The sequence below is a fragment of the Nonomuraea sp. NPDC050643 genome (assembly GCF_040654715.1).
Classification (GTDB): Bacteria; Actinomycetota; Actinomycetes; order Streptosporangiales; family Streptosporangiaceae; genus Nonomuraea.
On sequence record NZ_JBFAIM010000046.1, the window covers coordinates 18,082 to 43,547 of the forward strand.

At 68.3% G+C, this 25,466-nt stretch carries 22 protein-coding genes and 1 pseudogene; 11 read left to right on the forward strand and 12 right to left on the reverse strand.

Annotation, left to right across the window (positions count from 1 at the left end):
• The first annotated feature begins 10 nt into the window (after positions 1 to 10).
• A complete protein-coding gene (locus AB0I15_RS43075) occupies positions 11 to 1,906 on the forward strand; it encodes a CocE/NonD family hydrolase (protein WP_358109665.1) in 1,896 nt (631 codons plus the stop codon).
• A gap of 302 nt (positions 1,907 to 2,208) precedes the next feature.
• On the forward strand, positions 2,209 to 2,715 hold the full coding sequence (locus tag AB0I15_RS43080) for a hypothetical protein (protein WP_358109668.1): 507 nt from the start codon (positions 2,209 to 2,211) through the stop codon (positions 2,713 to 2,715).
• A 216-nt stretch (positions 2,716 to 2,931) separates the two neighbouring features.
• Here the strand turns inward: AB0I15_RS43080 and AB0I15_RS43085 are convergent, their stop codons facing one another.
• Entirely contained in the window at positions 2,932 to 3,741 is an 810-nt protein-coding gene (locus tag AB0I15_RS43085) for an alpha/beta hydrolase (protein WP_358109671.1), read from the reverse strand.
• Positions 3,742 to 3,975: 234 nt separating this feature from the next.
• Here AB0I15_RS43085 and AB0I15_RS43090 point away from each other — a divergent pair, with 234 nt between their 5' ends.
• Complete coding sequence (locus AB0I15_RS43090) at positions 3,976 to 4,527, forward strand: helix-turn-helix domain-containing protein (protein WP_358109674.1); 552 nt, start codon at positions 3,976 to 3,978, stop codon at positions 4,525 to 4,527.
• Between the two features lie 30 nt (positions 4,528 to 4,557).
• On the opposite strand, the gene AB0I15_RS43095 is transcribed toward AB0I15_RS43090, so the two are convergent.
• The gene (locus AB0I15_RS43095; protein WP_358109677.1) at positions 4,558 to 4,782 is read right to left on the reverse strand and encodes a hypothetical protein; all 225 of its coding nucleotides are present in this window, start codon (positions 4,780 to 4,782) and stop codon (positions 4,558 to 4,560) included.
• A 73-nt stretch (positions 4,783 to 4,855) separates the two neighbouring features.
• Positions 4,856 to 5,293, reverse strand: coding sequence for a hypothetical protein (locus tag AB0I15_RS43100; protein WP_358109680.1), 438 nt, complete (start codon positions 5,291 to 5,293; stop codon positions 4,856 to 4,858).
• Between the two features lie 585 nt (positions 5,294 to 5,878).
• Here AB0I15_RS43100 and AB0I15_RS43105 point away from each other — a divergent pair.
• The 5 genes and pseudogenes from AB0I15_RS43105 to AB0I15_RS43125 all read left to right on the forward strand — a co-directional run.
• Positions 5,879 to 6,682, forward strand: a pseudogene (locus AB0I15_RS43105) (serine/threonine protein kinase); the annotation flags it as partial.
• A 14-nt stretch (positions 6,683 to 6,696) separates the two neighbouring features.
• Positions 6,697 to 7,098, forward strand: a complete 402-nt coding sequence (locus AB0I15_RS43110; RefSeq protein ID WP_358109683.1) for a hypothetical protein — start codon at positions 6,697 to 6,699, stop codon at positions 7,096 to 7,098.
• 156 nt (positions 7,099 to 7,254) lie between these two features.
• Complete coding sequence (locus AB0I15_RS43115) at positions 7,255 to 7,572, forward strand: hypothetical protein (protein WP_358109686.1); 318 nt, start codon at positions 7,255 to 7,257, stop codon at positions 7,570 to 7,572.
• A complete protein-coding gene (locus AB0I15_RS43120) occupies positions 7,563 to 8,465 on the forward strand; it encodes a hypothetical protein (RefSeq protein ID WP_358109690.1) in 903 nt (300 codons plus the stop codon). The genes AB0I15_RS43115 and AB0I15_RS43120 overlap by 10 nt, the downstream gene beginning before the upstream one ends.
• Positions 8,466 to 8,467: 2 nt before the next feature.
• Positions 8,468 to 8,893 (forward strand): YbaB/EbfC family nucleoid-associated protein, encoded by a 426-nt coding sequence (locus AB0I15_RS43125; protein ID WP_358109693.1) that lies wholly within the window; start codon positions 8,468 to 8,470, stop codon positions 8,891 to 8,893.
• Positions 8,894 to 8,959: 66 nt separating this feature from the next.
• Here the strand turns inward: AB0I15_RS43125 and AB0I15_RS43130 are convergent, their stop codons facing one another.
• The 8 genes from AB0I15_RS43130 to AB0I15_RS43165 form a co-directional block, all read right to left on the reverse strand.
• Positions 8,960 to 10,744 (reverse strand): APC family permease, encoded by a 1,785-nt coding sequence (locus tag AB0I15_RS43130; protein WP_358109696.1) that lies wholly within the window; start codon positions 10,742 to 10,744, stop codon positions 8,960 to 8,962.
• A 259-nt stretch (positions 10,745 to 11,003) separates the two neighbouring features.
• Entirely contained in the window at positions 11,004 to 11,672 is a 669-nt protein-coding gene (locus AB0I15_RS43135; RefSeq protein WP_358109699.1) for a response regulator, read from the reverse strand.
• On the reverse strand, positions 11,669 to 14,212 hold the full coding sequence (locus AB0I15_RS43140) for a DUF4118 domain-containing protein (RefSeq protein ID WP_358109702.1): 2,544 nt from the start codon (positions 14,210 to 14,212) through the stop codon (positions 11,669 to 11,671). Before AB0I15_RS43140 ends, AB0I15_RS43135 begins: the two co-directional genes overlap by 4 nt.
• 1 nt (position 14,213) lies before the next feature.
• Complete coding sequence (locus AB0I15_RS43145) at positions 14,214 to 15,074, reverse strand: potassium-transporting ATPase subunit C (protein WP_358109705.1); 861 nt, start codon at positions 15,072 to 15,074, stop codon at positions 14,214 to 14,216.
• Positions 15,074 to 17,197, reverse strand: coding sequence for a potassium-transporting ATPase subunit KdpB (kdpB, locus tag AB0I15_RS43150; RefSeq protein ID WP_358109708.1), 2,124 nt, complete (start codon positions 17,195 to 17,197; stop codon positions 15,074 to 15,076). The genes AB0I15_RS43145 and kdpB overlap by 1 nt, the downstream gene beginning before the upstream one ends.
• On the reverse strand, positions 17,198 to 18,859 hold the full coding sequence (gene kdpA, locus AB0I15_RS43155) for a potassium-transporting ATPase subunit KdpA (protein ID WP_358109711.1): 1,662 nt from the start codon (positions 18,857 to 18,859) through the stop codon (positions 17,198 to 17,200).
• A complete protein-coding gene (gene kdpF / locus AB0I15_RS43160) occupies positions 18,859 to 18,948 on the reverse strand; it encodes a K(+)-transporting ATPase subunit F (RefSeq protein ID WP_358109713.1) in 90 nt (29 codons plus the stop codon). The genes kdpA and kdpF overlap by 1 nt, the downstream gene beginning before the upstream one ends.
• Positions 18,949 to 19,289: 341 nt before the next feature.
• Entirely contained in the window at positions 19,290 to 21,098 is a 1,809-nt protein-coding gene (locus tag AB0I15_RS43165) for an amino acid transporter (protein WP_358109716.1), read from the reverse strand.
• A gap of 330 nt (positions 21,099 to 21,428) precedes the next feature.
• On the opposite strand from AB0I15_RS43165, the gene AB0I15_RS43170 reads away from it, so the two are divergent.
• The 3 genes from AB0I15_RS43170 to AB0I15_RS43180 all read left to right on the forward strand — a co-directional run bounded on the left by AB0I15_RS43170 (position 21,429) and on the right by AB0I15_RS43180 (position 23,809).
• Complete coding sequence (locus AB0I15_RS43170) at positions 21,429 to 21,635, forward strand: hypothetical protein (RefSeq protein WP_358109719.1); 207 nt, start codon at positions 21,429 to 21,431, stop codon at positions 21,633 to 21,635.
• 906 nt (positions 21,636 to 22,541) lie between these two features.
• Positions 22,542 to 23,318 carry an IS110 family transposase gene (locus AB0I15_RS43175; protein WP_358109722.1) on the forward strand — a complete coding sequence of 259 codons (777 nt, stop codon included), beginning with the start codon at positions 22,542 to 22,544 and terminating at the stop codon, positions 23,316 to 23,318.
• A 23-nt stretch (positions 23,319 to 23,341) separates the two neighbouring features.
• On the forward strand, positions 23,342 to 23,809 hold the full coding sequence (locus AB0I15_RS43180; protein ID WP_358109724.1) for an IS110 family transposase: 468 nt from the start codon (positions 23,342 to 23,344) through the stop codon (positions 23,807 to 23,809).
• Positions 23,810 to 23,838: 29 nt separating this feature from the next.
• Here the strand turns inward: AB0I15_RS43180 and AB0I15_RS43185 are convergent, their stop codons facing one another.
• Positions 23,839 to 25,362, reverse strand: coding sequence for an ISKra4 family transposase (locus AB0I15_RS43185; RefSeq protein WP_358109727.1), 1,524 nt, complete (start codon positions 25,360 to 25,362; stop codon positions 23,839 to 23,841).
• Positions 25,363 to 25,466: the final 104 nt, after the last annotated feature.

Consider the following 25,466-nt stretch of genomic DNA (forward strand, 5'->3'; position numbering starts at 1 on the left):
GGGAATTCACATGTCAATCTCGCAACGGCGAGGGTTCCTCGCCGCCGTCACCCTCGCGACCACGCTCGTGCTCGCCGCTGCTCCCGCCGCGTCCGCGACGGCGAAGCCGAAGATCAAAGTCTCCGGTGGGCTCACCCAGCCCGTCTTCTCCTACGCCGACGCCATCCGTGAGCACGTCCGGGTGCAGTCGACGGTGGACAGCGACGGCGATGGCGAGAAGGACCTGGTCCGGGTGGACATCATCCGGCCCAAGGAGTCCGGTTCCGGGCTCAAGGTCCCGGTGATCATGCAGGAGACCCCGTACAACGACAATCCCGGCGTCGGCTTCGAACTTGAGAAGAAGACGTACGACGCGAAGGGGAACGTAACGAAGTTCCCGATGTGGTACGACAATTACTTCGTGCCACGCGGGTACGCGTTCGTGTCCGTCGACATGATCGGCACCAGGCTGTCCGAGGGCTGCCCGATGTCCTACGGTGCCGCGGACGTGCTGGGCGGTAAGGCGGTCGTCGACTGGCTGAACGGCCGGGCCGGCGCCTACGACGACAACGGCGATCCGGTCAAGGCCACCTGGACCACCGGACGCACCGGGATGATCGGCCACTCCTACGAGGGGGCGCTCGGCGTCGGCGTCGCCGGCACCGGCGTGGAAGGGCTGGAGACGATCGTGCCGCTCGCGGCCTACACCAGCGGATACGAGAACGGGCACGCCAACGGCGCCCTCACCTGGTTCAAGGGCGGGGCCAGGTGGCAGTCCGAGCACGTCGACAAGGACCCGGCAGCCAAGTGTGAGGCGGTACGCGAGCGGATGGACGCCGAATCCGGCGACGAGACCGGCAACTACAACGCCTACTGGAACGAGCGCAACTACCGGACCGGGCCGATCTCCAAGGCACGCAACGTCCGCGCCAGTGTCTTCTCGGTGATGGGCATGCAGGACCGCAACGTGGTGGGCAGCCAGTTCTCCGAGTGGTGGGCCAAGCTGCCCCGCACCGTGCAGCGCAAGGCGTGGGTGACCCAGTACGGGCACCTCGACCCGTTCTGGGCCCGCCGCGAGGTGTGGCTGACCACCCTCAACAAGTGGTTCGACCACGAACTGATGGGCGTGGCCAACGACATCATGCGCAAGCCACGCGTCGACGTGCAGCACGGCCCCGGCCGGTGGATCACCCAGGCCGATTGGCCGGCAGCGGCGGCGCGGACCACGACCCTGCGGCCCCAGCAGGACGGCTCCCTGGACCGCACCCCCTCGGCCGGAACCGGCAGCTACCTCGACACCGCCAAGACCGAGATCGCCATGGCCGCCGACCCTGCCACCGCCAACCCCAACCGGCTGGCCTTCCTGACTTCGCCGCTGAAGAACGCGCTGCGACTGTCCGGAACGCCGTCGGTGAGCCTGAAGGTCACGCTGGACAAGCCGACCGCCAACTTGGGCGTCCTGCTCGTCGACTACGGCACCGATACCCGCATCAACTATCGCGAGACCACCACGACGGCCTCGCAAGGCCTCAAGTTCATCGGCGGCGAGGACTGCGTCGGCGAGAGCACGGCCGATGACGACGGCTGCTACTTCAGGGCCGGCGATAATACGGCGAGCTCCGGCTTCAACGTGGTCACCCGCGGAATCCTGGACGCGCAGAACCACAAGTCGCTCAGCCGCCAGGCACCGCTGACGCCGGGTAAGTCGTACCAGATCACCTGGAAGATGCTGCCGCAGGATTATGAGTTCAAGGCGGGGCACCGGCTGGGCTTGGTGCTGACCGGAACCAACGACGACTTCAACCTCGACGAGAGCGGCAACGGCACCGGGACCGACGTGGAACCCGGCACCGGGGCCAAGGTCACCGTCGACCTGGCCGGCACGTCGATTGCGCTGCCGCTGGTCACCGGCACGTCCATCAAGTAACAGCAAGATCGATCTTCACCTACGGTCGCGGCCGCCGTGGCCGCGACCGTAGGCATGGCCGCCCGAGCACGGCACCGTTCCCCATGCCCTCACCGGCGCCGATCGCCCCACCCTGCTCGCCCAGATCGACCAGGCCAACAGCCCAAGATAACGATCGTCCGCGGCGGCGATCTCCAGCGCCGCCGGGAAGTGGCGCGCCGGCCGGTTGCGCCTGGCCGCGGTCGCACCCGCAACCTGGCCGGTTCATCCCCAAGCTGGGGCAATGGCGGAGGCAGGCTCACACCATCTGCACAATGGTCGCCATGGACGAGAACATCGCGAACGAAGCGTGGTGGAGGCGGCAAGCCGCCGCACAAGGGGAATGGTGGAAGAAACGGGCTGCAGCACATCAGGAGGAGACTCTCCGGCAGAACAACCTCATGTACGGCGGCTTGATCGGCATCGGGGTCGTCATGGTGCAGCCGTTCCTGACCCCGGGAGCCGCTTTCCTTGATCTGTCCGCCCAGATCTGCGTGGTCGCTTTCTCCTTGGCCATCCCGCTCTTGTCTGCTCTTATCGTGTTGAACCGGCATGAAACCTATCGTCGGCGCGTGACGAGTTCCGTTCTCGTGCTGGTTGCGCAGCAGGCTGCGCTCGGGCTCGGGTACATCGGGGTGGTCGCCGGTTTCTGGCACATCATGACGATCGCCGGGATCGCGATCCTGGTTGGCACGATCTTGGGTCTGGCCGTGCATTCCGCGGGTTATGTGCGAGTGGAGGAAGAAGACGCCCAAGCCACACCAGGTGCGGAGCAACCACCCCAACTATGAATCCGCTGACGTCCACAGCCGGACTGAGATCGCCCACCGAATCATGACGCAGTCGAGCCCCTCGCCCCAGCCGCGCCATCAAGCCCACCCGACCCTCAACCCACGCCGCCCCACCCCACCGGACCAGCCCGACGGGAGACGATCCCACCAGTATCAGCCCCGCATTTAGGCAGTTCCGGGCCGGGAATCGACGCGGCCGTGGAACGACTGGCCTGATCAGCTGCCGAGTAGATCTTGGATCGCTTGGAGAACGGCGTCGGGACGGCGGAATATGACGGAGACGTGTCCGGCGTCGTCGACAACGCGGTTCTCGCCGTGCGCAACCGATGTGGCCAGCGCGGCGTAGAGCCGCGTCTTGGCTTCGGCCTCCTCGTGGAGGAGCGATGCGGGTATGCCCTGGGTGACCGCTTCTTTGAAGGGGTCGATCGCCGTGGCGGTGAGCACGATCAGCGGGACGTCGGGCATCGGCCCCGCGTTGCGTACCTCGTCATGGAGTTGGTAACGGTTGGCCGCCTCTTGGCCGCCGATCTTCAGCCATTCCGGGCTGACGTGACGTTCGATCAGCGGCTCGCGGATCTCTTCCGGCCAGTCGGCCATCTCCCGGGCGAACAGGGTGCGGTAGAACTGGATGATTTCGTCGGGCACCTCGTCAGGCACCGCCTCGTCGGGGTCCCATGCCTGATATAGCTCGTTCAGTTCCTTGGGCATGTAGGAGTCGTAGTCCTCGTGTTCGGGCTCCACCAGGACCAGCCCCGCCACCTCGTCGGGGAAGCGCTGCGCATAGTGGCGTGCGTAGAGGCCGCCGAGAGAATGACCGACCAGCAGGTAGGGAGCGGGCACGCCGACGACCCGCAGCAGCTCGCGCAGCTCATCAGTGACCTGGGCGCAGGTGCGCGGCAGCTCGGCCCGGTCGCTCCACCCCGTTCCAGCTCGGTCGTAGAGCACGCTCGTGGTGAGTTCAGCGGCCCGCTGCTGCACGATGAAGCCGTCCATCCCGGATGAGCCGGCCCCGGGCAGGAACACCACCGCCGGTCCCCCGCTGCCCGATCGGTGGAGGAACAGTCTCCGATCCCCGACCTGGTAGTGCCGTCCCACTGGCGGCGTTGCCTCGGCCGTTCGACGTTGCATCGCTGGCTCCTTCACTGTCGGCGCCGACTTGGCGGAGACGCGAGTGCGCCTCTCGGTCGCCACCCATCGCCACGCCACCGGCCCTTGCATTCCCAATTTTAGGAACGGTACCAGATATGGGATCGTGGGGCCGTGGACACCCTTGAACTGCTCCTGCACCCGGTGCGGCTGCGTATCGTGCACGCCATGTCCGGCGGTCACACCCGCACCACGTCCGACCTGTGCGCCGGTCTGCCCGACGTCCCCAAGACCACGGTGTACCGGCACGTCGGCCTGCTGGCCGAGGCGGGAGTGCTGGAAGTCGTCGACGAGCAGCGCGTGCACGGCGCCGTCGAGCGCCACTACCGGCTGCGCCGCGAGCATACGGGGATCGACGCCGGCATGGCCGCGTCGATGTCCCTGGACGAGCACCGTCACGGGTTCGCCGCAGCCATGGCCGCCCTGCACGCCGAGTTCAACGCCTACCTCGACCGGGACGGAGCCGACCCGACCGCCGACTCCGTGGGCTACCGGCAGGGCACCATCTGGCTCACCCCGGGCGAGCTCGCCGAGATGATCGGCGAGCTGCGCGACGTCCTAGCCTCCAGGACGGGCAACAAACCCGCGTCCGGCCGCAGCCCTCACCTTCTGAGCATGATCCTGTTCCCGACGGAGGCCGCCGCAGCGCCTGATGCGGGTGCATGAGCGCGCGCAGCACGAACGCGCTTTGTCGATCTACCCCTCGGGCAGGTCCGGGTCGCGATAGACCAGCGGCCGCCGCAACCCGAGCGCCCCGAGCTTGACCACCGGCACCGGATCGGTAGGCACCCGGCCCGCGCCGAGCTCAGCGATCTCGGCCACCCGGCGCAGCGGCGTGACGCGGTGTGCCCGCCAATTCGGAATCGCGAAGCCGGTGCCGCGGACAGGCAGACGCAAAGGGGTGTGCCTGAATCTCTTCATGACCAGAAAAATGAACGGTCGAAAAACTCTGCGGAGCCATGGGGGGTTGTCCGGAACGCTCCTCGCGCCCTTTCTAACGTGCTTGATACCGGACGCCTTCGGCGCGCGCATGCAACCGTCCCCGCAGCACGGGAGCACGACGGGCGTCTGCCCGCGCCCGCATCAGACGGCGAAGCCGGCGACGCGAGCGCCGGACATGATGAACCTGCCCGTAGGCGTAGCCCGCGAGCGCTGCGGCAGCCAGCGCCGCCAGCCTGACGAGGTCGTCGGGCCCGAACGTCAGCTCCCCTTCGGCGTGCACCAGGAAGCCTGTCACAAAGCACCAGGCCATCGCTCCCGTCGCGAGCGCGGCGAGGTAGTGCCTTGCCCAGATCGCGAACAGGCCGACGGCCACCGCCACCAGGATGACGCGTGCCGTGGTCTGGGAGACGGTCATCGCGGCCATCACACAGCCGCCGACCGCGCATACGAATCCGGCCGGAATCAGTACTTCCACAGGACGCCCGCGCATCGACCACCCCTTCCGGCGGGAACGGTTTCATGTAATACGACCTGGCGTACGGAAACGCCATTCCATACGACATCCCTACGCGTTCACTACGGCCACTGACGCGTTATTTACGCGCAATGAGCGCGCGCCAAAGCAATCGCCCGGAGGGTCGGGAACTGGACATAGTGGGAGTCATCGATCCTGGTACGAGGCGTTGGGCGATGTCGCGCTCGTGGCCGCCACGCCGCCCCGCGACGGTGGTGTTCAAGGTCCTCCCGCTTACGCGCGGTGCTGGGGCGGGACACACGGATCCGCCAGCCGGCAGCGTGGGAGGCCCTTCGATCCGGGACCCGCCATGAAGAGGGAGTCGACCGCCTCTACGCCGGACTCGCCGAGAAGAGCTCGGTGATGCGGGACGGCGCGCTGCCACTGGGAATCCTGGCCGCCTATTGCGCGTTGCCCGGCCCGCGCTGGTCTCACCTGCCGGCGCCCTCGGCACCCGCCGTAGGGAAAGCGTAGTTAAAGCGTAAATATCGCAACAATGCCCGCTATTTCCGGTTCTTTGGCGAACAGGACTCCTCATAGCAGCGGGGAGGAGTGGGCGCCATGTCGTGCGCGCGCGCCGGATGCGTCGGCACCATTGAGGATGGTTACTGCGACCTCTGCGGCCTGGCCGCGTCCGACGAGGTCTCTGTCTCGGGGCGTTCCGGGAGCGGCCGGACGGCTTCCAGCCGTACCCGTGGCACCGGTTCGTCCAGGCGCGGGATGCTGGGCGCCGGGCTGGTCGAGGTGCCCGCCGTGCCCTACCGGGATCCGGCCACCGCGGTACTGTCCGATCCGCAGGTAGCTGAGCACCGGCGGTTCTGCGGCACCTGCGGCGAGCCGGTCGGCCGTGCCAGGAACGGGGCGCCGGGGCGTACCGAAGGGTTCTGCAGCAAGTGCCGCGCCCGCTACTCCTTCACCCCCAAGCTGGTCGCGGGAGACCTGGTCGGTGGGCAGTACGAGGTGCTCGGCTGCCTGGCGCACGGTGGGCTCGGCTGGATCTACCTGGCCCGCGACAAGAACGTCAGCGACCGCTGGGTGGTGCTCAAGGGCCTGCTCGACACCGGCGACGCCGATGCCATGGCCGCCGCGCTGGCCGAGCGCCGTTTCCTCGCCGCCGTCGAGCACCCCAACGTCATCAAGATCTACAACTTCGTCCAGCACGCCACCGGCGGCTACATCGTCATGGAGTACGTCGGCGGCCAGTCGCTCAGACAGCTGCGGGAGGCCGGTCCGCTGTCGTTGCCGCAGGTCATCGCGTACGGGCTGGAGATCATACGTGCGCTGGGCTACCTGCACGACCAGGGGCTGATCTACTGCGACCTGAAGCCGGACAACGTGCTGCAGAGCGAGGAACAACTCAAGCTCCCCGGCGACTGGAAGTGATCACCATCACCGATGCTGGCTACCTGGCGCAGATCCACGACACCGCCGAGCTGGCCCGATCGTCGAAGGCGCCTGACACGGTGGTCGATCACGTCACGGTCCAGCTCACCAAGCTGCTCCACCTTCGTGGGTGCCGCTTCGAGTACGGGACCCTGATCGGTCACCCGCCGCGTCTTGAGCAGGACGGCACCGTGCTCTGGGGCCGCAAACGCTGGGACGTCGATCGGCTCGGCCTGCCCGATGAGGAGGTTGAGCTGCGCGCGTTCGGCAATGGCCGCTTCTACGGACGCTTCATGCTCGCCCCCACACCTGGGACCATCCCGCCCCTGCAAGCCCGCCTGGTCGCGGTGACCCTCGCCGACCAGGTGGGCGCCGCGCTCGATACCGCGTCGATGTAGGGCGGGGCGGGGCGAAGCGTCAAGACCGCGAGGGGGTGCGTCGGGTTCGCGTAGGCGTTCCGTCAGAACGTACGCGCTCCAAGCCGCCGCGCGCGAGGCTGGAAAGATCACAAGCGCGAACGAAAGCGACTCATGCCCATCAATCCCCATCCATGGATGGGGATTGATGCTCCGGCCGGCCCGCACGAGGTAGAGATAGAACGGTCCCGGCTCCGGGAGATCAGGTCCCGCCTGCCCGAGGCCGTCAGGCCGCTCGACAACGTGCTGCCGAGCCTGGTCGCGCTCACGGTGGCGGAGTCCGCTTTCACGTCGTTCACCTACTCGCTGGCGCTGGCGTACAACGAGGTCGAGGCGTTCATTATGACGGAGGTGCGCCGGCGGGTGGAGGACACCGTCCGGATCCAGGACGGCATGACCGCCTCCATCACGACCTGGCAGGACGCGGAGCACGCCAGTTCGGTGACATGGAGATGAATGTCGGCGAGCTAGCCCGGCGGAGCCTGGAACTGGGCACGGGCGCGGCGCTGACGCTGTCGGTGCTGGGTGTCCCGGCGGGATGGCCGTTCGTCGGGAAGATGTACGTCCACCAGTACCATCCGCAGGCGTTCTTCGACGGGGCGGAAACCTGGCTGGCGGTGCACGACGACGTGGTGGCGGCCCGGCTGAACGTCGAGGCTCTCGTCGACGAGGTGGCCGTGACGAGCTGGCGCAGCGAGGACGACCGCGCCTTCCAGCGCCGCATGGACGCCTACCTGGCCGACCTGCGCGGTATCGAGATCCGTGCCGTGGTCACGGCCATCGTCCTGTACACGGCCGGGGCGGCGCTGGTGGCGATGGTGCTGTTCCAGTTCCTGGTCGCGGTGGCCCTGGCCGCGGTGGCGCTGTGGGTGCTGACCGCGGCCGTCACGCCGCTCAGCCTCGCAGGGGCCAGGCTTCTGGCCAGGCAGTGCCTGGTCAAGCTGTTCGAGGGCTATCAGGCGGTGGAGTCGCTGCTGCACAGGTTGCTGCACGGGTGTGCCGCCGCGCTGAGCGCGACCGTGGTCGTGGACGTGGGCGTCGAGGCCGCCCGCGGCGACTACAGCGGCTTGAACGACGTGGCCGCGGCGACCTTCGCCCAGGGGCCCATGCTGGTCTGGGGCATGGCGAACCGGATCGAACGCGACCTGACCGCCCACGGCCTCGGCGGCCGCCATCCGGGCAGCGGCCTGTGGTCGAGCTCGCGGGCGGGTGCGCCCCTGCCGAACGGCCTGCCTCAGCTGGCGGGCGGCAAAGCGGTCAACGACATCATGACCGGCAGCCAGACGATCACCGGGCGGTACGTGCCGGTGCAGGCCGCCGACGGCTCCTACACCTTCCCCTGGGAGTGACCATGGACTTCAAGGACGAGCTCGGCCTGGACCCCGAGCAGCTCGCGGCCGACGCCGACCACCTGTTCGACCAGATGCGGCGCCTGCACGGCGGCACCGAAGCCACCGCGCGGGCCGAGTCCGGAAACGGCTGGGTGAGCGTCGAGTACGGTAGCACCTCAGGTGTTCAAGGGCTGCGCCTCGACCCTCGGGCCATGCGCATGGACTCGGCGCAGCTCGCCGAGACCATCCTCGAGCTGATCCACCAGGCCAAAGAACAGGCCGAAGCCGAGGAACGCGAGAGAGCCGAAGCCATCCTGGCCAACGGGCTCCTCACCGACCGGGGACTTGTCGCCGAGCAGCTCCGCCATGCCACTGGCACCCTCCAGGAGAACCTGGAGCGCGCCAGTGCGACCATCGACCGGGTACGTGCCCTGCTGCGACCGTGATGGGCCAAAGGGTGAGGGCACGCGGTTGGTCGCCACTCGCCCTCACTATCCACTCTCCGATGGGTGTCAGGAGACGCGGAAGCGCATCCGGCACACCACCGCGTCGGTACGGCGGCGCAGCGCCCTGGCCAGCACGGCGCCGCGCTGGTTCTGCAGCATCCGCTGCCAGGCGTGCTCGGGCTCGACCTCGGCGATGAGCACGAACACGTGCGGCTCGGGCACCTGGGCGAGGTAGTCGAGCAGCGGCTGGTCCAGGCGCCGGTGAGCGTCGAAGAGCTGTACCAGCTCCACGCCCGGATGCCAGCGGTCCCAGTCCTCGGCGAACGCCCGCGCCTGCCGTTCGTCCTCGGGATGGGTGATGTTGACGGCCACCACCCGATCGCCCAGCGACAGTGCCGCGGCCAGCGCGTCGCGGGTCAGCCGGGTGACGGCGTGGACGGGCACCACTACGAGCGAGCGGCGCGGCCGGGGCGGAGCGGGAGTCTTGCCGAGTTCGAGCCGCGTGCCGATCCGCTGGTAGGAGCGGTTGACCCATTCCATACCCGCCACCATGAGCGGCAGCGCCACCACGATCAGCCAGCCGCCCTCGGCGAACTTCGACAGCGTCACCACGATGGCGGCGACGAAGGTGAGCAGCGCGCCGAAGCCGTTGAGCAGGGCCCGCCACCGCCACCCGGCGGGCCGGTCGATCACCCAGTGCCGGACCATGCCCGCCTGCGACAGGGTGAACCCGACGAACACCCCGATCGCGAACAGCGGCACCAGCACGTTCATCTCGCCACCGGCCACGACCAGCAGCAGGGCGCTGGTGACGGCCAGGAAGGCGATGCCGTAGCGGTGCACCTGCCGGTCGGCGCGCAGCGCGAAGAAGTGCGGCAGGTTGTTGTCGCCGGCCAGCAACTGGGCCAGCACCGGCAGCCCGCCGAAGGAGGTGTTGGCGGCCAGCGCCAGCAGCACCACAGTGGAGAACTGCACCAGGTAGAACAGCGGCCCATCCCCCAGCGAAGCCTGCGTGACCTGCGCGAGCACGGTCACCCCGTCGGCGGGTGCGATGGCGAACTTCTCGATCAACACGGCGATGCCCAGCAACATGACCGCCAGCAGCGCACCCAGGGCGACCTCGGCGCGCTGCGCCCGCCGTACCCGGGGCTGCTTGAACGACGGGACGGCGTTGGCGATCGCCTCCACGCCCGTCAGCGAGGCGCAGCCGTTGGCGAACGCCTTGAGCAGCAGCAGGACGCCGACCGTCTGCAGGCTGCTCACCTGGTGGGAGACGTCGACGGCGGGCTCGCTCCTGACCAGCCCGGCGACGATGACCAGCAGGATCGCGCCGACGTAGATCGCGGTCGGCGCGATGAACGCGCGGGCGCTGTGCGCGATGCCTTTGAGGTTGATCGCGGTCACCAGCGCCAGCACGGCCAGGCAGATCCACACCGTGTACGGCAGCAGCTCGGGAAAGGCCGAGGTGAGCGCGGCGACCCCGGCGGCCACCGACACCGCCACGTTGAGCACGTAGTCGATGATCAGCGAGGCGCCGGCGACCAGGCCGGCCCGGCGGCCCAGGTAGGTCTTGGCCACGCCGTACGCGCCGCCGCCTTGCGGGAAGGCCGCGATGACCTGCCGGTAGGAGAGCGTCAGCACCGCCAGCAGGGCCGCGATGGTCAGCGTGACGGGGATGGTGAAGCCCAGCCCGGCACCGCCCGCGAGGGCCAGGACCAGCACGATCGCCTCGGGCCCGTACGCCACCGACGCCATCGCGTCCAGCGACAGCGCGGCCAAGCCGCCCACCACGGACAGCCGGTACCGATCACCGGTATCGGCGGGCTCCTTGACAGGAGGGGAAGTTTTCACACCAGACATTGCAGAATGCTCCTGAATGGGGGATTTCATCCTCATGGTGGCCCCGCCAGCGACCGCGCATGCCTGTCCCTACGCATCCCTGACGCCAAGAGCGCAAATAACTACGCGAAAAGTACGACAGCCAATTCCGTGGTGTCTCGGCAGCACATTCGCATCATCCGGGTCTCCCCGTCCCCTGCAGGACACAGAGTCTCGCGATCGCGCAGGCCGCGAGCAACCGTGCTCGTCCTGAAGGACCGCGGGTGCGGGGTCATGGTTTGAAGCGGTAGCCCATGCCGGGTTCGGTGATCAGGTGGGCGGGGTGGGCCGGGTCGCGTTCGAGTTTGCGGCGGATCTGGGCCATGTACTGGCGCAGGTAGTGGGTCTCCTTGACGAAGCGGGCGCCCCACACCTCGGTGAGAATGTGCCGCTGGCTGATCAGCTTGCCGGGGTGGCGGAGCAGCATTTCCAGGATGTGCCACTCGGTCGGGGTGAGGCGCACATTGCCGGAGATCGTCTTGTTGGTCAGGTCGATCACGTGGTCGCCGAGCTGGATGCGGGCCAGCTCGGCCTCCTGGAAGGAGGTGCGGCGGGTGACGGCGCGTACGCGGGCCAGCAGCTCGTCGATGCCGAACGGCTTGGTCACATAGTCGTCCGCGCCGGCGTCCAGCGCCTCGATCTTGTCCTGGTTGCCGGCTCTGCCGGACAGCACGATGATCGGGATGCTGGTCCAGCCGCGCAGGCCGTGGATGACGTCCACCCCGTCCAGATCCGGGAGTCCCAGATCGAGGATGACCAGGTCCGGCGAGCTGTCGACGGCCGCGCGCAGGGCCGCGGCGCCGTCTCCGGCCACGTCCACGTCGTAGTGGCGGGCAGCCAGGTTGATCCGGAGCGCGCGCAGGATCTGCGGTTCGTCGTCGACGACGAGGATGCGGGTCATGCCGGCACCGCCCTGCTGGAAATGGGCAGTGTGAGGGTCATGGTGAGACCTCCCCCTGGTGTCTCCTCGGGTACGAGGGTGCCGCCCATCGCCTCGGTCAGGCCGCGTGAGAGGGCCAGGCCGAGTCCGACGCCGGAGTGGTTGTCGCGGTCGCCGAGCCGCTGGAACGGCTGGAAGACACGGTCGTGCGCATCGGGCGGGATGCCCGGGCCGCGGTCCATCACGCGGATCTCCACGTGGTCGCCGTACCAGCTCGCGGTGATCAGTACCGTCTTGTCCGGCGGGCTGTAGCGGACCGCGTTGGACATGAGGTTGACCAGCACCCGCTCCAGTAGAGCCGGGTCGGCGAGAATCTCGGGCAGCTCAATGGAGATGTCGCCCTCGATCCGGTCGCGCAACGGGCCGAGGTCGTCGATGGCACGCGGCACGATCTCCTCCAGGGCCAGCGGTTGCGGGGTCACGCCGAGCACCCCGGCCTGCAGACGGCTCATGTCGAGCAGGTTCGCCACCAGGCGGTCCAGCTTGTCCAGCGACTCCTCGGCGGTGGCGAACAGCTCGGCGCGGTCCTGCTCTGACCAGGCGACGTCGGTGTTGTGCAGGCTCTCCACTGCGGCCTTGGCCGAGGCCAGCGGTGTGCGCAGGTCATGGCTGACGGCGGCGAGCAGCGCGGTGCGCATCCTGTCGGCCTCGGCCAGCGGGCGGGCCTGTTCGGCCTCGTGCTGGAGGCGTTCCTGCCGCAGCGCTACGGCGACCTCGGCGGCGAACGCCTCCAGCACGGTGCGGTCGGCGGCGTCCAGGGGCCCACCCTGCGCGGCCAGGACCATGTCGTCGTCGATGACCACGTCGGTGTCGGCCTGGCCAGGGTAGGTGGATGGGGTGCCGCCGGAGGTGGCCGCGATCCACCACGCGTCCGGGTCCGACTGGTGGTCGGGTGTGCGGGCGGCCTCCGGCCGTCGTTCCAGCAGGGTGACGGAGGTCAGGCCGAACGTCTCGCGCATCCGCTCCAGCAGGGACGGCACGGCGGCCTGACCGCGCAGGACGTGCCCGGCCAGGGTGGACAGCAGTTCGGCGTCCGCGCTGGCGCGAGCGGCTTGCCTGGTGCGGCGGGCGGCGATGTCCACGATGGTGCTGACCGCGGCGGCGACCAGGACGAACACGACCAGGGCGAAGAGGTTCTCCGGGTCGCTGATGGTGAATTCGCCGATCGGCGGCGTGAAGAACCAGTTGAGCAGCAGCGATCCACCGACGGCCGCGGTGATGGCCGGCCACATGCCGCCGGCCAGCGCCACCCCGACGGTCAGGCAGAGGAAGAACAGAATCTCGCTGGGCAGCGACAGCATGTCCCTGAACGGCGACAGCGCGGCCGTCAGCGCGGGCATCCCGGCCACGGCCATCACCCAGCCGCTCAGCCGGCGCGTACGGGTCAGCGCGGCGTGCGAGCGGGCCGGCGGCCGGCGACCCTTCTTGGCCTCATCGTGGGTGATCATGTGGACGTCGATGGAGCCCGATCGGGCGGTGGTCTCCACCCCGACGCCGCGGGAGAAGAGCTGGGCGAACCTGCCGCGCCGGGACGCGCCGAGGACGAGCTGGGTGGCGTTGACGCCGCGGGCGAAGTCGAGCAGTGCCCGCGGGATGTCGTCGCCGACGACCTGGTGGTAAGTGCCGCCCAGGTCCTCGACCAGCGACCTTTGGCGGGCCAGGCTGGCCGGATCGGCTCCGGCCAGCCCGTCGGCGCTGGTCACATGGACGGCCAGCAGGTCGGCGCCCTTGGTGCGGGCGGCGATGCGGGCCGCCCGCCGTACCAGCGTGTCGCCTTCCGGGCCGCCGGTCAGGGCGACCACGACGCGCTCGCGTGCCTCCCACGTGCTGGCGATGCCATGCTCGGCGCGGTAGCGATCGAGCTGGTCATCGACTTTTCCCGCGACCCAGAGCAGGGCCAGCTCGCGTAGCGCGGTGAGGTTGCCGACGCGGAAGTAGTTCGACAGGGCCGCGTCGACCTTCTCGGGGGCGTAGACGTTGCCGTGCGCCATCCGGCGGCGCAGCGCCTCTGGCGACATGTCGACCAGCTCGATCTGGTCGGCCCGCCGTACCACCTCGTCGGGGACGGTCTCGCGCTGCGGGACGCCGGTGATCTCCTGGACCACGTCGTTGACCGACTCCAGGTGCTGGATGTTGACCGTGGAGATGACGTCGATCCCGGCGTCCAGGAGGTCGTCGATGTCCTGCCAGCGCTTGACGTTGCGCGAGCCGGGCACGTTGGTGTGCGCCAGCTCGTCGATCAGCGCCACCTTCGGCGCGCGATCGATCACCGCCTCGGTGTCCAACTCGGTGAACGTCGCGCCCCTGTGCGTCATGGTCTTGCGCGGGATCACCTCCATGTCCTCCAGCAGGGTGGCCGTGCGGGCGCGGCCGTGGGTCTCGACGAAACCCACGACCACGTCCCGGCCGCGTTCCAGCCCCCTGCGGCCCTCGCAGAGCATCGCGTACGTCTTGCCGACCCCGGGGGCCGCCCCGAGGTAGACCCGCAGCCGCCCCCTCATGTCACGCCTTGTCCAAGGCCAGGTTGAGTTCGAGTACGTTCACCGCGGGCTCGCCCATGAAGCCGAGCGTCCGGCCGGTCGTGTTCTCGTCGATCAACGCCTTTACCTGGTCGAGGGCGAGGCCGCGCGCCATGGCCACGCGAGGTGCCTGCAGCTCGGCGTAGGCGAGCGAGATGTGCGGGTCGAGCCCGGAGCCGCTGGCCGTCACCGCGTCGGCCGGTACGGCGGGGGTTCCCGTGTTTCCCCTGACCGGGACGGTTCGGCCTGCGGCGTAGTCCTCGCCGGGCTTGCCGCATTCCACCTTCAGCCCCTGGTAGGTGGCCACGAACGGAGCTGCCGGGCAGGCCTGGTTGACGCTGACGGCATGGTCGGGGAAGACCTTCAGGACCGCGCCGACGCCTTCAGGGGTGCAGTACGGGCGGGCGCCGCTGACGCCGTCCAACTCACCGACCGCCTTGGAGCGGGCGCAGACCTGGGTGAGCAGCGACTGCTTGCCCTCGTCCGGGTTGCCCTCCTCGTCCTTTGCGCCGGGCACCGGCAGCGTGTCCACGATGTCCTCGGGGCCCAGGTTGCTGGCGCTGGTCGAGGTCGGGTCATAGCCGTCACCGGCTGCCGACGGACGGGACTGGAAGTACTTCTTGACCGGGTTGCCGTCTTTGTCGGTGAAGTTCTGGCCGATGATCGCGCTGCCCACGTCCTTGCCGCCGACCTGGACGATCGAGCCGTTGGCCTTGCCGTTGAACAGCGCCTGGGCGACGCCGGTGGTGACCAGCGGATAGATCACGCCGAGCAGAACGGTCAGGACGACGACCGCCCGGATCGCGGCGAGGTGCTGGCGCAGCCAGCTAGGTAGACGTTCCATTACGACATCCCCGGAAGGAACTGGATGAACAGGTCAATGATCTTGATGCCGATGAACGGCGCGATGATGCCGCCCAGGCCGTAGATGTACAGGTTGCGCGACAGCAGCTTGGAGGCACTGGACGGCCGGTAGCGCACCCCTCGCAGCGCGAGCGGGATCAGCGCGATGATGACGATCGCGTTGAACACGACCGCTGACAGGACGGCCGACTGAGGACTGGCCAGGCGCATGATGTTGAGCGCGTCCAGCCCCGGATAGACCGCCGCGAACATCGCCGGGATGATCGCGAAGTACTTGGCGATGTCGTTGGCGATCGAGAACGTCGTCAGCGCACCGCGCGTGATGAGCAGTTGCTTGCCGATCTCGACGATCTCGATGAGCTTGGTCGGGTTGGAATCGAGGTCGACCATGTTCCCGGCCTCCTTGGCGGCCGAGGTGCCGGTGTTCATCGCCACCCCGACGTCCGACTGCGCCAGGGCAGGAGCGTCGTTGGTGCCGTCCCCGGTCATCGCGACCAGCCGGCCGCCCTCCTGCTCCTTCCTGATCAGCGCCAGCTTGTCCTCGGGCGTGGCCTCGGCCAGGAAGTCGTCCACCCCCGCCTCATCCGCGATGGCCTTGGCGGTCAGCGGGTTGTCACCGGTGATCATCACGGTCCGGATGCCCATCCGGCGCATCTCGTCGAACCGCTCCCGCATGCCCTGCTTGACCACGTCCTTGAGATGGATCACCCCCAGCACCCGGCCCTTCTCGGCCACCACCAGCGGCGTGCCGCCGGAACCCGAGATGCCGTCCACGAGGTGACCGACCTCGTCAGTGGGGTGCCCGCCCTGGTCGCGCACCCACTTCATCACCGCGGTCGCAGCCCCCTTACGCACTTCCCGGCCATCCAGGTTCACCCCGGACATGCGGGTCTGCGCGGTGAACGGTACCCAAGTGGCGTGCGCCAGCTCGCCCGGCTGGCGTTCGCGCAGGCCGTAGCGCTCCTTGGCGAACACCACGATCGAACGGCCCTCGGGCGTCTCATCGGCCAGGCTGGACAGCTGCGCCGCCTCGGCCAGCTCCTCCTCACTGACCCCTGGCACGGGCATGAACTCCGACGCCTGCCGGTTGCCCAGCGTGATCGTGCCGGTCTTGTCCAGCAGCAGCGTGGACACATCCCCGGCGGCCTCGACCGCGCGCCCCGACATCGCCAGCACGTTGCGCTGGACGAGCCGGTCCATCCCGGCGATGCCGATCGCCGACAGCAGCGCCCCGATCGTCGTCGGGATCAGGCACACCAGCAGCGACACCAGCACCACCCCGGTGACACCGTTCGCGTTCAGAGCGAGCGAGTCGGGCACGCCCGGGTTGATCAGCTTGGAGTAGATGGCCAGCGGCTGCATGGTGGCGGTGGCGACCAGGAAGATGATCGTCAGGGCGGCCAGCAGGATGTTCAGCGCGATCTCGTTGGGGGTCTTCTGCCGGTTCGCGCCCTCCACGAGAGCGATCATCCGGTCGATGAAGCTCTCGCCGGGCTTCTGGGTGATCTCGACGACGATCCGGTCCGACAGCACCTTGGTGCCGCCCGTGACCGCGGACCGGTCGCCGCCCGACTCGCGGATGACGGGCGCGGACTCGCCGGTGATGGCCGATTCGTCCACCGACGCGATGCCCTCGACCACGTCGCCGTCGCCCGGGATGATCTCCCCGGCCTCGACGACCACGAAGTCGCCCTGCTTGAGCTCAGGGGCGCCGACGACGTCCCACTCCGCGGAGGTGCGGCCCTTGAGGCGGCGGGCCGTGGTGTCCCGCTTGGCCGCGCGCAAGGTGGCGGCCTGCGCCTTGCCTCGGCCCTCGGCGACGGCCTCGGCCAGGTTGGCGAAGACGACGGTCAGCCACAGCCACACCACGATGGCCCAGGCGAAGAACGACGGATCCAGCACGGCCAGGACGGTGGTGAACACCGCGCCGATCTCGACGATGAACATCACCGGGTTGCGCCACAGCGTGGTCGGGTTGAGCTTCTTCGCCGCGTCCGGCAGCGAGGTCAGGAGCTGCTTGGGGTCGAGCAGGCCGCCGCCGACCCGGCCGTTCCGCTTCGGTGTGGGAGCCTTGCCCGGCGCTTCGAGCACTGGGGTTGACATCTACGAGAGTCCTTCTGCGATGGGGCCGAGCGCGAGCGCCGGGAGGAAGGTGAGGGCGACCAGGATGATCGTCACGCCGACGACCATGCCGACGAACTGCGGCCGATGTGTCGGCAGCGTCCCCGCGCCTGCGGGTACGGGCGCCTGCTGGGCGAGCGACCCGGCCAGCGCCAGCGCCAGCACGATGGGCAGGAACCTGCCGAACACCATGCACAAACCGAGCGCCACGTCGTACCACGGCGTGTTGACCGTGATGCCGGCGAACGCCGAGCCATTGTTGTTGGAGGCGCTGGTGAAGGCGTACAGGACCTCGGACAAGCCGTGCGGCCCCGAGTTGAGCATGCTCGCCCGCTGCTCCGCCGAACCCATCGCGAACGCCGTGCCGATCAGCACGAGGACCGGGGTGACCAGGAAGTACAGCGACGCGAGCTTGATCTCGCGGGAGCCGATCTTCTTGCCCAGGTACTCGGGCGTGCGGCCGACCATCAGACCCGCCACGAACACCGTGATCACGGCCAGGATCAGCATGCCGTACAGGCCCGAGCCGACACCGCCGGGCGCGACCTCCCCGAGCATCATGTTGAACATCGTCATCATGCCGCCGAACGGCGTGAACGAGTCGTGGAAGGAGTTCACGGCACCGGTGCTCGTGAGCGTGGTGGCGGCGGCGAAGGTGGCCGAGTTCGAGATGCCGATGCGGACCTCCTTGCCCTCCATCGCCGCGCCGACGGCCTGCGGCACGGTGGCGTTGCCACCCAGCTCGAACACGTTGGTGAGCAGAACGCTGGCCAGCGCGATGATGCCCATCACGGCGAGAATGGCGTAGCCCTGCTTGACCTGGCCGACGAGCTTGCCGAAGGTACGCGGCAGCGCGAACGGGATCAGCAGGAGGAGGAAGATCTCCAGCCAGTTGGTCCAGTTGGTGGCGTTCTCGAACGGGTGGGCGGAGTTGGCGTTGTAGAAACCGCCGCCGTTGGTGCCCAGCTCCTTGATGACCTCCTGCGAGGCGACCGGACCGCCGGTGATCCCTTGGGCGCCGCCGGTCAGCGTGGTGACCTCGTGCAGGCCGGAGAAGTTCTGGATCAGCCCGCCGGCCACCAGCACCAGCGCGCCGACGAACGCGATGGGCAGCAGGATGCGGAGCGAGCCGCGTACCAGGTCCACCCAGAAGTTGCCGATCGTGTCGGCCTTGCGGCGGGCGAAGCCGCGCACCAGTGCGATCGCCACCGCCATGCCCACGGCCGCGGACACGAAGTTCTGCACCGCCAGGGCCGACATCTGGGTCAGGTAGCCCATCGTGGACTCGCCCGAGTACGCCTGCCAGTTGGTGTTGGTGACGAAACTGACCGCGGTGTTCCAGGCGATGTGGTCGGTGACCGGCTTCATGCCCAGGCTCAGCGGCAGCTTGTCCTGCAACCGCTGCATCCCGTACACGACCAGGATCGAGATCACCGAGAAGGCCAGCAGGCTGCGCGCGTACACGCCCCAGCTCTGCTCGGCGTCGGCACGCACGCCGAGCAGCCGGTAGATGCCCCGCTCGACGACGTTGTGCTTGGTGCTCGTGTAGACCCGGTACATGTAGTCACCCAAGGGCTTGTGCACCAAGGCCAGCACGACGATCAGGGAGACGATGAAGATCATCCCCGCAGCTGTCGCGCTCATCAGAAACGCTCCGGGAACAGCAGCGCCATGACCATAAAGATCACCAGAGCCACGACCACCACGAGACCAGTGGCGTTGATCGCGCTCACAGGCGCTCCACCGCCTTCACGACGAACCCGAAGACCACGAAGATCGCGATCGTCAGGGCGACGAAGATGACGTCTGCCATCCCCACTCCTCAGTCCGGAACACATTGCCTACCGCCCGAGATGAGCGGTTCATGACCAAGGAAAACCCGGAAAAAAGCCCGTTTTGCCGTTCTTGACGGCATCCATACGGCTGTGGCGCGATTCTTGACGCGATTCGTACGCGGCACGCCGCCAGGAAAGCGCGGCAGATTGGTTGCGCCGGCGTCGCGGCCCAGAGGAAGGCACTGCGGGTCGGCAAGTGCGACGACTCGAGGTGACGCCGTGCAGAGCATGCAGGTGCGTCAGCCGACGTGGACGTGGGGTCTGCGTTCCGGGTCGGGCTCGGCCTTGCGGAGGACCTCACGGGTCAGCGGCGGAACGTCGCCGCCACCGAAGACGAGATAGCGCAGCATCGCCACGATCGGGTTGCCCTCCGCCCAGTGGAAGTAGATGTGCGGGGCCCTGCCGGTGCGATCGCGCAGGTGGAGCAGGAGCGCGGCCAGCGAGTTGGGCACGGCCGAGCTGTCGATGGTCAGGATCTTGTGGCCGTACCGCTCCTCACCCTTGACGCGCAGCTCGGTCTCGAACTCCGAGGCGTCGGGCACCTTCACCTCGACGAACATGACCGGCTCGGCGCTGCGCAGCCGGTGATTGATCCACTGCTCTCGCAGCTTGTCGTTGTACTCGTTCTGGTCGCGCTGGTGCGGCTCGTTCGCGATCAGGTGGATGTCGCCGCTCGCCTGGTTGACGAACTCCTCGGCCAGCGGGTCCAGGTGCACCTCGGTAACCCGCAGCTCGGTCGAGCGGGTGGCCCGCGAGATCAGCGAGGTGACGATGATGGCCGCGATGAAGAACGAGGCGATCTTCACGCCGTCCGGCCGCTCGATCACATTGTCCACCAGCGTGTAGGCCAGCACCGCCGTGATCACGGCGAACCCCGCCGTCGCCTTGTGCTGGCGCTTCTTGCGGGCCGACAGTGTCACCGCCACGGCCGCCGACAGCATGAGTACCAGGACGCCGGTGGCGTACGCGCCGGCCTGGGCCTCGACGTCGGCGTCGAAGATGATCGTGATGGCGAACGCGATCACCGAGAAGACCAGCACCAGCGGCCGGACCGCGCCCGTCCACTCCGGCGCCATCCCGTACCGGGGCAGGTAACGCGGCACCAGGTTGATCAGCCCGGCCATCGCCGAGGCCCCGGCAAACCAGAGGATCGCGATCGTGGACACGTCGTACGCGGTGCCGAACCAGTCACCCAGATAACCGTGCGCCAGGTAAGCCAGCGCCCGCCCGCTCGCCTTGCCCCCCTCCTCGAACTCCTGATGCGGGATGAGCACCGTGGTCACGAAGCTGGAGAAGATCAGAAACACGCTCATGATCAACGCTGCCACGGTCAGCAGCCGTCTGGTGCCCTTGATCCGCTGCGGGAGGTCGCCCTTGACCACCGGCATCACCGCGACACCGGTCTCGAAGCCAGACATGCCCAGCGCCAACTTCGGCATCACCAGCAACGACAGGCCAATCATGGCCAGCGGGCTGCTGAAGTCCAGGCTCAGCGCGCGCTGCCAGTCCACCACCACCTGCGGCGCCTGGACGACGTGCACGATGGCGGTGGCGACCACGATCGCGTTCAAGGCCAGATAGACGAAGACGAGCAGCACAGCGATGCCGATCGCCTCGCTGAAGCCCATCAGGAACACCCCGCCGAGCGCCGCCAGCAGCACCAGCGTCACGATCACCCGCTGGCCGTGCAGGAAATCGGGCACGAACGGGTTCTCCAGGATGTGCGCGGTGGCGTCGGCCGCCGACAGCGTCATCGTGATCACGAAGTCGGTGGCCGCGAACCCAAGCAGGGCCAGCACGAACAGCTTGCCCCACCACTGCGGCGCGAGCTTCTCCAGCATCGCGATCGAGCCCTGCCCGTACGGGCTCTCGGCGGCCACCCGCCGGTAGACCGGCAGCGCGCCCAGCAACGTCAGGGCCACCAGGAACAGCGTGGCCAGCGGCGACAGCAACCCGGCCGCCAGCGCGGCGATGCCCGGCTGATAGCCCAGCGTGGAGAAGTAGTCCACACCCGTGAGGCACATCACCCGCCACCACGGATGCTTCACATGGGGACCATGCTCGATCTGCTTGCGGTCGGTCTGCAGGCCTTGGAGCAGCCAAGAACGCAGAGTCCCTTCCGTAGCGGCCGGCCGTTTCGCCAGCACCATCCCGGTCACCCCTCCGTCAAGACCGCATAAATACGCATTGCACCCTACTGACGGCCAAGGGCTTCCTGACCTGGTCAGGGCGTCAAGAAAACGTATGAATGCGTCTCGACGGGCGTCAGCGCGGCCGGGCGACTCCTACGACATGGTCGAAGCCACGAAAGGCGAACCGTCAGAATCCTCGACTCCGAACCCTGCCTACTCCATCTCCGCCAGGATGTCGCGAGCAGGATGGCAGCCACCGGCGGCGTGCGGGCCATCGGCTCGTCTCCGTTCTACCTGCTCCGGCGCACCATCGGCCGACACATCGCCGACCTTGTTCTGACGGTCGCGACCGCAGACCTCGTCAGGACGCTGACCGCGGTCACCTCGCTGAGCTTCCTCGGCATCGGACTACCCCCGCCCGACACCGACTGGGGCGGCATGGTGAGCGAGTAGGTTTTAAGCCGGTAAGAAACGTGTCAGTGCGCCATGGAAAGCGCTGTTTGTCCGAACGGGGGTGAAAGACCACCGTCGCTCTGCCGTCGTAGCGGTGAGGTGAAGCAGGAGGCAGCCTGATCCGGGGATCACCGGGGAGGGCGGGAGCAGCCTCGACGAAGTCGGGTCGGTCCAGCACTGCCGGATGGGCCGGGCCCGGTGAGCGAGACGGGAAGGTATACGCGAGGAACCGGTGTCTTACGCCTCTTGAATTCTTGCCAGCTCGAACTCGGTGGATGTGGGCTGGTCAGCGGTGCGTACCCGCCTCCCATCGCGGGCGGGGAACTCCTGGTCGGGTATTGGCAGCCTGGGCTGGGAGGCCACGGTGAAGGACTACGGCGTAGCCGTGGCGAGGCCGCAGGGGTAGAGCCGGGTGCCTAACCCGTCGATCGGACAGCAGTGAACATGGGAACCGCTCGGGTTCGCTCTCCTGCTGCTTGCCTTCCAGGCGGGCGGCGGGAGATGGGTGTGATGCCCGCCGAAGGCGCGAGCGGGGCGGAGCCGCCGTAGTACTCGGAGCCGGGGAAAGCCCGGCACGTGGGGAAGGGCGGCAGCGTGTCAGTCAAGGAGAAGAGTGCAATGTCCGAAGGGTGTAGCTCTTTTGCAGTGACTGGTTCGATCAGGCGCTGAGATCCAGATCCGCCCTTCGGGCGTGCTCGCTTGGATGAGAATCAGTGAGTGTGCTGCCCGCCGACGTCGGTTCGCCTTGGCTCGTGGAGACCGTCGCTTAGATTGACGCTGGAGCCCTCACCTTCGGGTACCCCCGGTTGCGTCGCGAACGCGAGTGTCAGTGTCTTAGACCATTTCGGGGCTCCGCGGGCGGCATACGCGTCCTGATCAGCACGTTCCGATGAAGGGCGGGACGGTATGCAGGTGCTCTATCAGCGGTGTGCGGCGATCGATGTCGGCAAGGACGAGATTGCTGTCGCGCTCCGTATCCCGGGTGACGGCCCGCAGGGGCGGATGACGATCAAGCGCACGTACAAGACGTTCTACGGTGTCCTGAAAGAGGCGGCACGCTGGCTGGCCGGCCAAGGCGTGACCCACGTGGCGATGGAGGCCACCGGGATCTACAGCATGCCGGTCTACCACGCCATGATCGAGCACGGCCGGTTCGAGCAGGTGCTGGTGTGCAATCCCGGGCACGTCAAGAACGTACCCGGGCGTAAGACCGACTACGCCGACGCCGAATGGCTGGCCCAACTGCTGGAGTGCGGGCTGCTGAACGCCTCCTTCATTCCCACCGCGCAGGTCAAGGCCGCCCGGGACGTGCTGCGCTATCGCACCAAGGTGGTGCAGCAGCGCACCTCGGAGATCCAGCGGCTGGGCGCGGTGCTGCAGGACGCCGGGATCAAGCTGGACTCGGTGGCCTCCAGCATCGCCACCGTCTCCGGCCGGCACATGATCGAAGCGCTGATCGACGGGGAACGGCGCGGTGCGGCCCTGGCCGAGCTGGCCCTGGGCAAGATGCGCGCCAAGATTCCCGACTTGTCGATGGCTTTGGAGGGCCGCTTCGATGAGCATCATGCGCTGATGTGCCGCCTGCACCTGGAGCATCTCGACCTGCTCAACCAGATGATCGCCCGACTTGATGTGCAGGTCGAGGAGATGATGGTGCCCTTTCGTGCGCCCGGGAACTCCTGAGGAGCATCCCCGGGATCGGGCCGATGGCCGCCGCTCAGATCCTCGGTGAGATCGGTGTCGCACCACAGGAGTTCTTCGCCACCGCGACCAAACTCGCCGCCTGGTCGGGATTGGCCCCGGGCAACCATGAGTCGGCGGGCAAACGCAAATCCGGACGACGCCGTCACGGCAACCAGCACCTGCAACCGGTCCTGGTCGAGGCCGCCTGGTCGGCCGTGCGACATACCGGCTACCTGCGCTCGCTCTACCACCGGCACGTGATGAAGAACGGCGGCTACCGCAGCGGCGTGGCCAAGAAGAAGGCGATCGTCACCGTCGCCCACGCCATGATGGTCATCGTCTGGCACGTCCTGGCCACCGGCACGCCCTACCACGAGCTCGGCGAAGACTACTTCACCACCCGCAAAGACCCCGAGAAGGAAACCCAGCGGCTCATCACCAAACTCCAAGCCCTCGGCCACAAGGTCACCATCGAACCCGCGGCCGCCTGACGCTTGCCCCACCAAATCCTGACCGACGATCACCGGCCAGGGTTCGCTACCGCCTGCCCGGCTGAGGTTGATTCACGTGTCAGGGTGTATTCGTCCGGGTGGCGGCTGTGGTGGACGCGCTGGTTCTCGCGGTCGACGTGGGAGATCCAGTACGGGTCGAGGTCGTTGTTGGCGATCAGGGCGCGGAGCTTCAGAATGGCTTCGGCTCCGGCCAGTCCCCACCGGGCTCCGGTGATGTCCAGGCGGTCGCCGATCAGGTAGCGGGCGCTTCCCTCCACGACGCCGGTGGCGATCGGCCAGCCCTGCTCTAACGCCTGGTCATAGCGCAGGAACGCGCGGTGGCTGGTCAGGTAGCGGGCCGCGACGGACAGAGCGTCGCCTCGGCTGGTCGTGCGGGCCGTCAGATCGGCGATCACCTCCTCGGGGCGGCCGGCCAGCAGGGCGAGGGCCCACCCCGCGACGCGTTGCTCGGCGGCCGGGTCGTCGGCGGTGTGCAGGCAGCGAGCCGCGCGCCAGAGGTATTCCAGCACGTGGATCAGATCGCAGACGATATGGATGCGCGTGTGGCGGCGTTCGGCCTCGGCCTGCAGCAGCTGGATCTGGTGGTGATCGCCGTCGGCCAGCACTACCCAGGTGCGCGCGTGCAGGCTGTCGCGGGCCTCGGCCTGGTCGAACATGAAGGCGATCACGTGCTCGGCGGAGCTGATGACCGAGGCGTAGATCCATTTGCCGGACGCGCGCGGCCCGGCCCGCACCCGGCGGGCGCCGCTGCGTTCGCCGAGGCTGATCACATCGTGCGGGCGGCGAGGCGCGGGCACCGCGTCGTAGAGCACCGCCAGGGTCGCCATGCGCTTGCGATATGGCTTCTCGCCCGAGGCCAGGCGGGTGCGGAAGCGCCCGCGATGCCGGGCGGCGGCCGCTCGGGTGGCCGGGCGCAACGCCTCGGGCCGCATCACGATGCCCTTGCCGTCGGTGCTGAGCACCAGCAGCTCGGCCGCCGAGCGCGGCAGCGGGATCCGGGCGGCGTAGAACGCCTCGACATCGGCCGCGGCGGCGATGACCAGGTCCTCGACCTGCCGTTTGCCGATCACGTGCCCGCACCGGCCGGTGATCGCGGCGTGAGCGGCGTCGAACGAGCCGCGCACCGCCTCGGCCACCGCCAGCCGCGCCAGCCCATGACTGTGCCGGCCCGCGGGCAGCGCCAGCACCTCATCGGCCGGATATCGGTTGCGCCGGCCCGGCAAGCGCAGCGCGCAGCGGCGCACTGTCACCGTGCCCACCACGGTGGCCAGCAGCCGATGGTGCCCCTTCTCCAGCCGCCCGGGCGGATGCGCGGCCGTCAGACGGGTCTCCTCCCGATCCGCGCGCAGGTCCAGATGATCCTGCAGCAGCTGCCGCACCAGCCGGCGGCCCCGCTGCTCACACAACACCTCCAGCTCGGCGTGGGGCAGCTCGCCCGTGACCGGGTCGATCAGCTCGGCGAGCAGAAGATCGAACAGATTCCTCGAGGTTGCAAAGCAGTCAGCTCTGAGGGCGGTGTCGTACGGTGTCATCGGCTCTTCCTTGCCGGTCGATTCGACTTGGGTCGCACCTTCGAACCTCCGGCAAGCAAGAGCCCCCGCCAACCACCACCACCGGCACATCACGGTGACGCGCC

Bases quoted from the DNA above. Each gene is read 5' to 3' on its own strand.
- AB0I15_RS43075 (WP_358109665.1), top strand. From the start codon at position 11: ATGTCAATCTCGCAACGGCGAGGGTTCCTCGCCGCCGTCACCCTCGCG.
- AB0I15_RS43080 (WP_358109668.1), top strand. From the start codon at position 2,209: ATGGACGAGAACATCGCGAACGAAGCGTGGTGGAGGCGGCAAGCCGCC.
- AB0I15_RS43095 (WP_358109677.1), bottom strand. From the start codon at position 4,782: ATGAAGAGATTCAGGCACACCCCTTTGCGTCTGCCTGTCCGCGGCACC.
- AB0I15_RS43100 (WP_358109680.1), bottom strand. From the start codon at position 5,293: ATGCGCGGGCGTCCTGTGGAAGTACTGATTCCGGCCGGATTCGTATGC.
- AB0I15_RS43115 (WP_358109686.1), top strand. From the start codon at position 7,255: ATGGGGATTGATGCTCCGGCCGGCCCGCACGAGGTAGAGATAGAACGG.
- AB0I15_RS43120 (WP_358109690.1), top strand. From the start codon at position 7,563: ATGGAGATGAATGTCGGCGAGCTAGCCCGGCGGAGCCTGGAACTGGGC.
- AB0I15_RS43125 (WP_358109693.1), top strand. From the start codon at position 8,468: ATGGACTTCAAGGACGAGCTCGGCCTGGACCCCGAGCAGCTCGCGGCC.
- AB0I15_RS43135 (WP_358109699.1), bottom strand. From the start codon at position 11,672: ATGACCCGCATCCTCGTCGTCGACGACGAACCGCAGATCCTGCGCGCG.
- AB0I15_RS43140 (WP_358109702.1), bottom strand. From the start codon at position 14,212: ATGAGGGGGCGGCTGCGGGTCTACCTCGGGGCGGCCCCCGGGGTCGGC.
- AB0I15_RS43145 (WP_358109705.1), bottom strand. From the start codon at position 15,074: ATGGAACGTCTACCTAGCTGGCTGCGCCAGCACCTCGCCGCGATCCGG.
- kdpB (WP_358109708.1), bottom strand. From the start codon at position 17,197: ATGTCAACCCCAGTGCTCGAAGCGCCGGGCAAGGCTCCCACACCGAAG.
- kdpA (WP_358109711.1), bottom strand. From the start codon at position 18,859: ATGAGCGCGACAGCTGCGGGGATGATCTTCATCGTCTCCCTGATCGTC.
- AB0I15_RS43170 (WP_358109719.1), top strand. From the start codon at position 21,429: ATGGCAGCCACCGGCGGCGTGCGGGCCATCGGCTCGTCTCCGTTCTAC.
- AB0I15_RS43175 (WP_358109722.1), top strand. From the start codon at position 22,542: ATGCAGGTGCTCTATCAGCGGTGTGCGGCGATCGATGTCGGCAAGGAC.
- AB0I15_RS43180 (WP_358109724.1), top strand. From the start codon at position 23,342: ATGGCCGCCGCTCAGATCCTCGGTGAGATCGGTGTCGCACCACAGGAG.
- AB0I15_RS43185 (WP_358109727.1), bottom strand. From the start codon at position 25,362: ATGACACCGTACGACACCGCCCTCAGAGCTGACTGCTTTGCAACCTCG.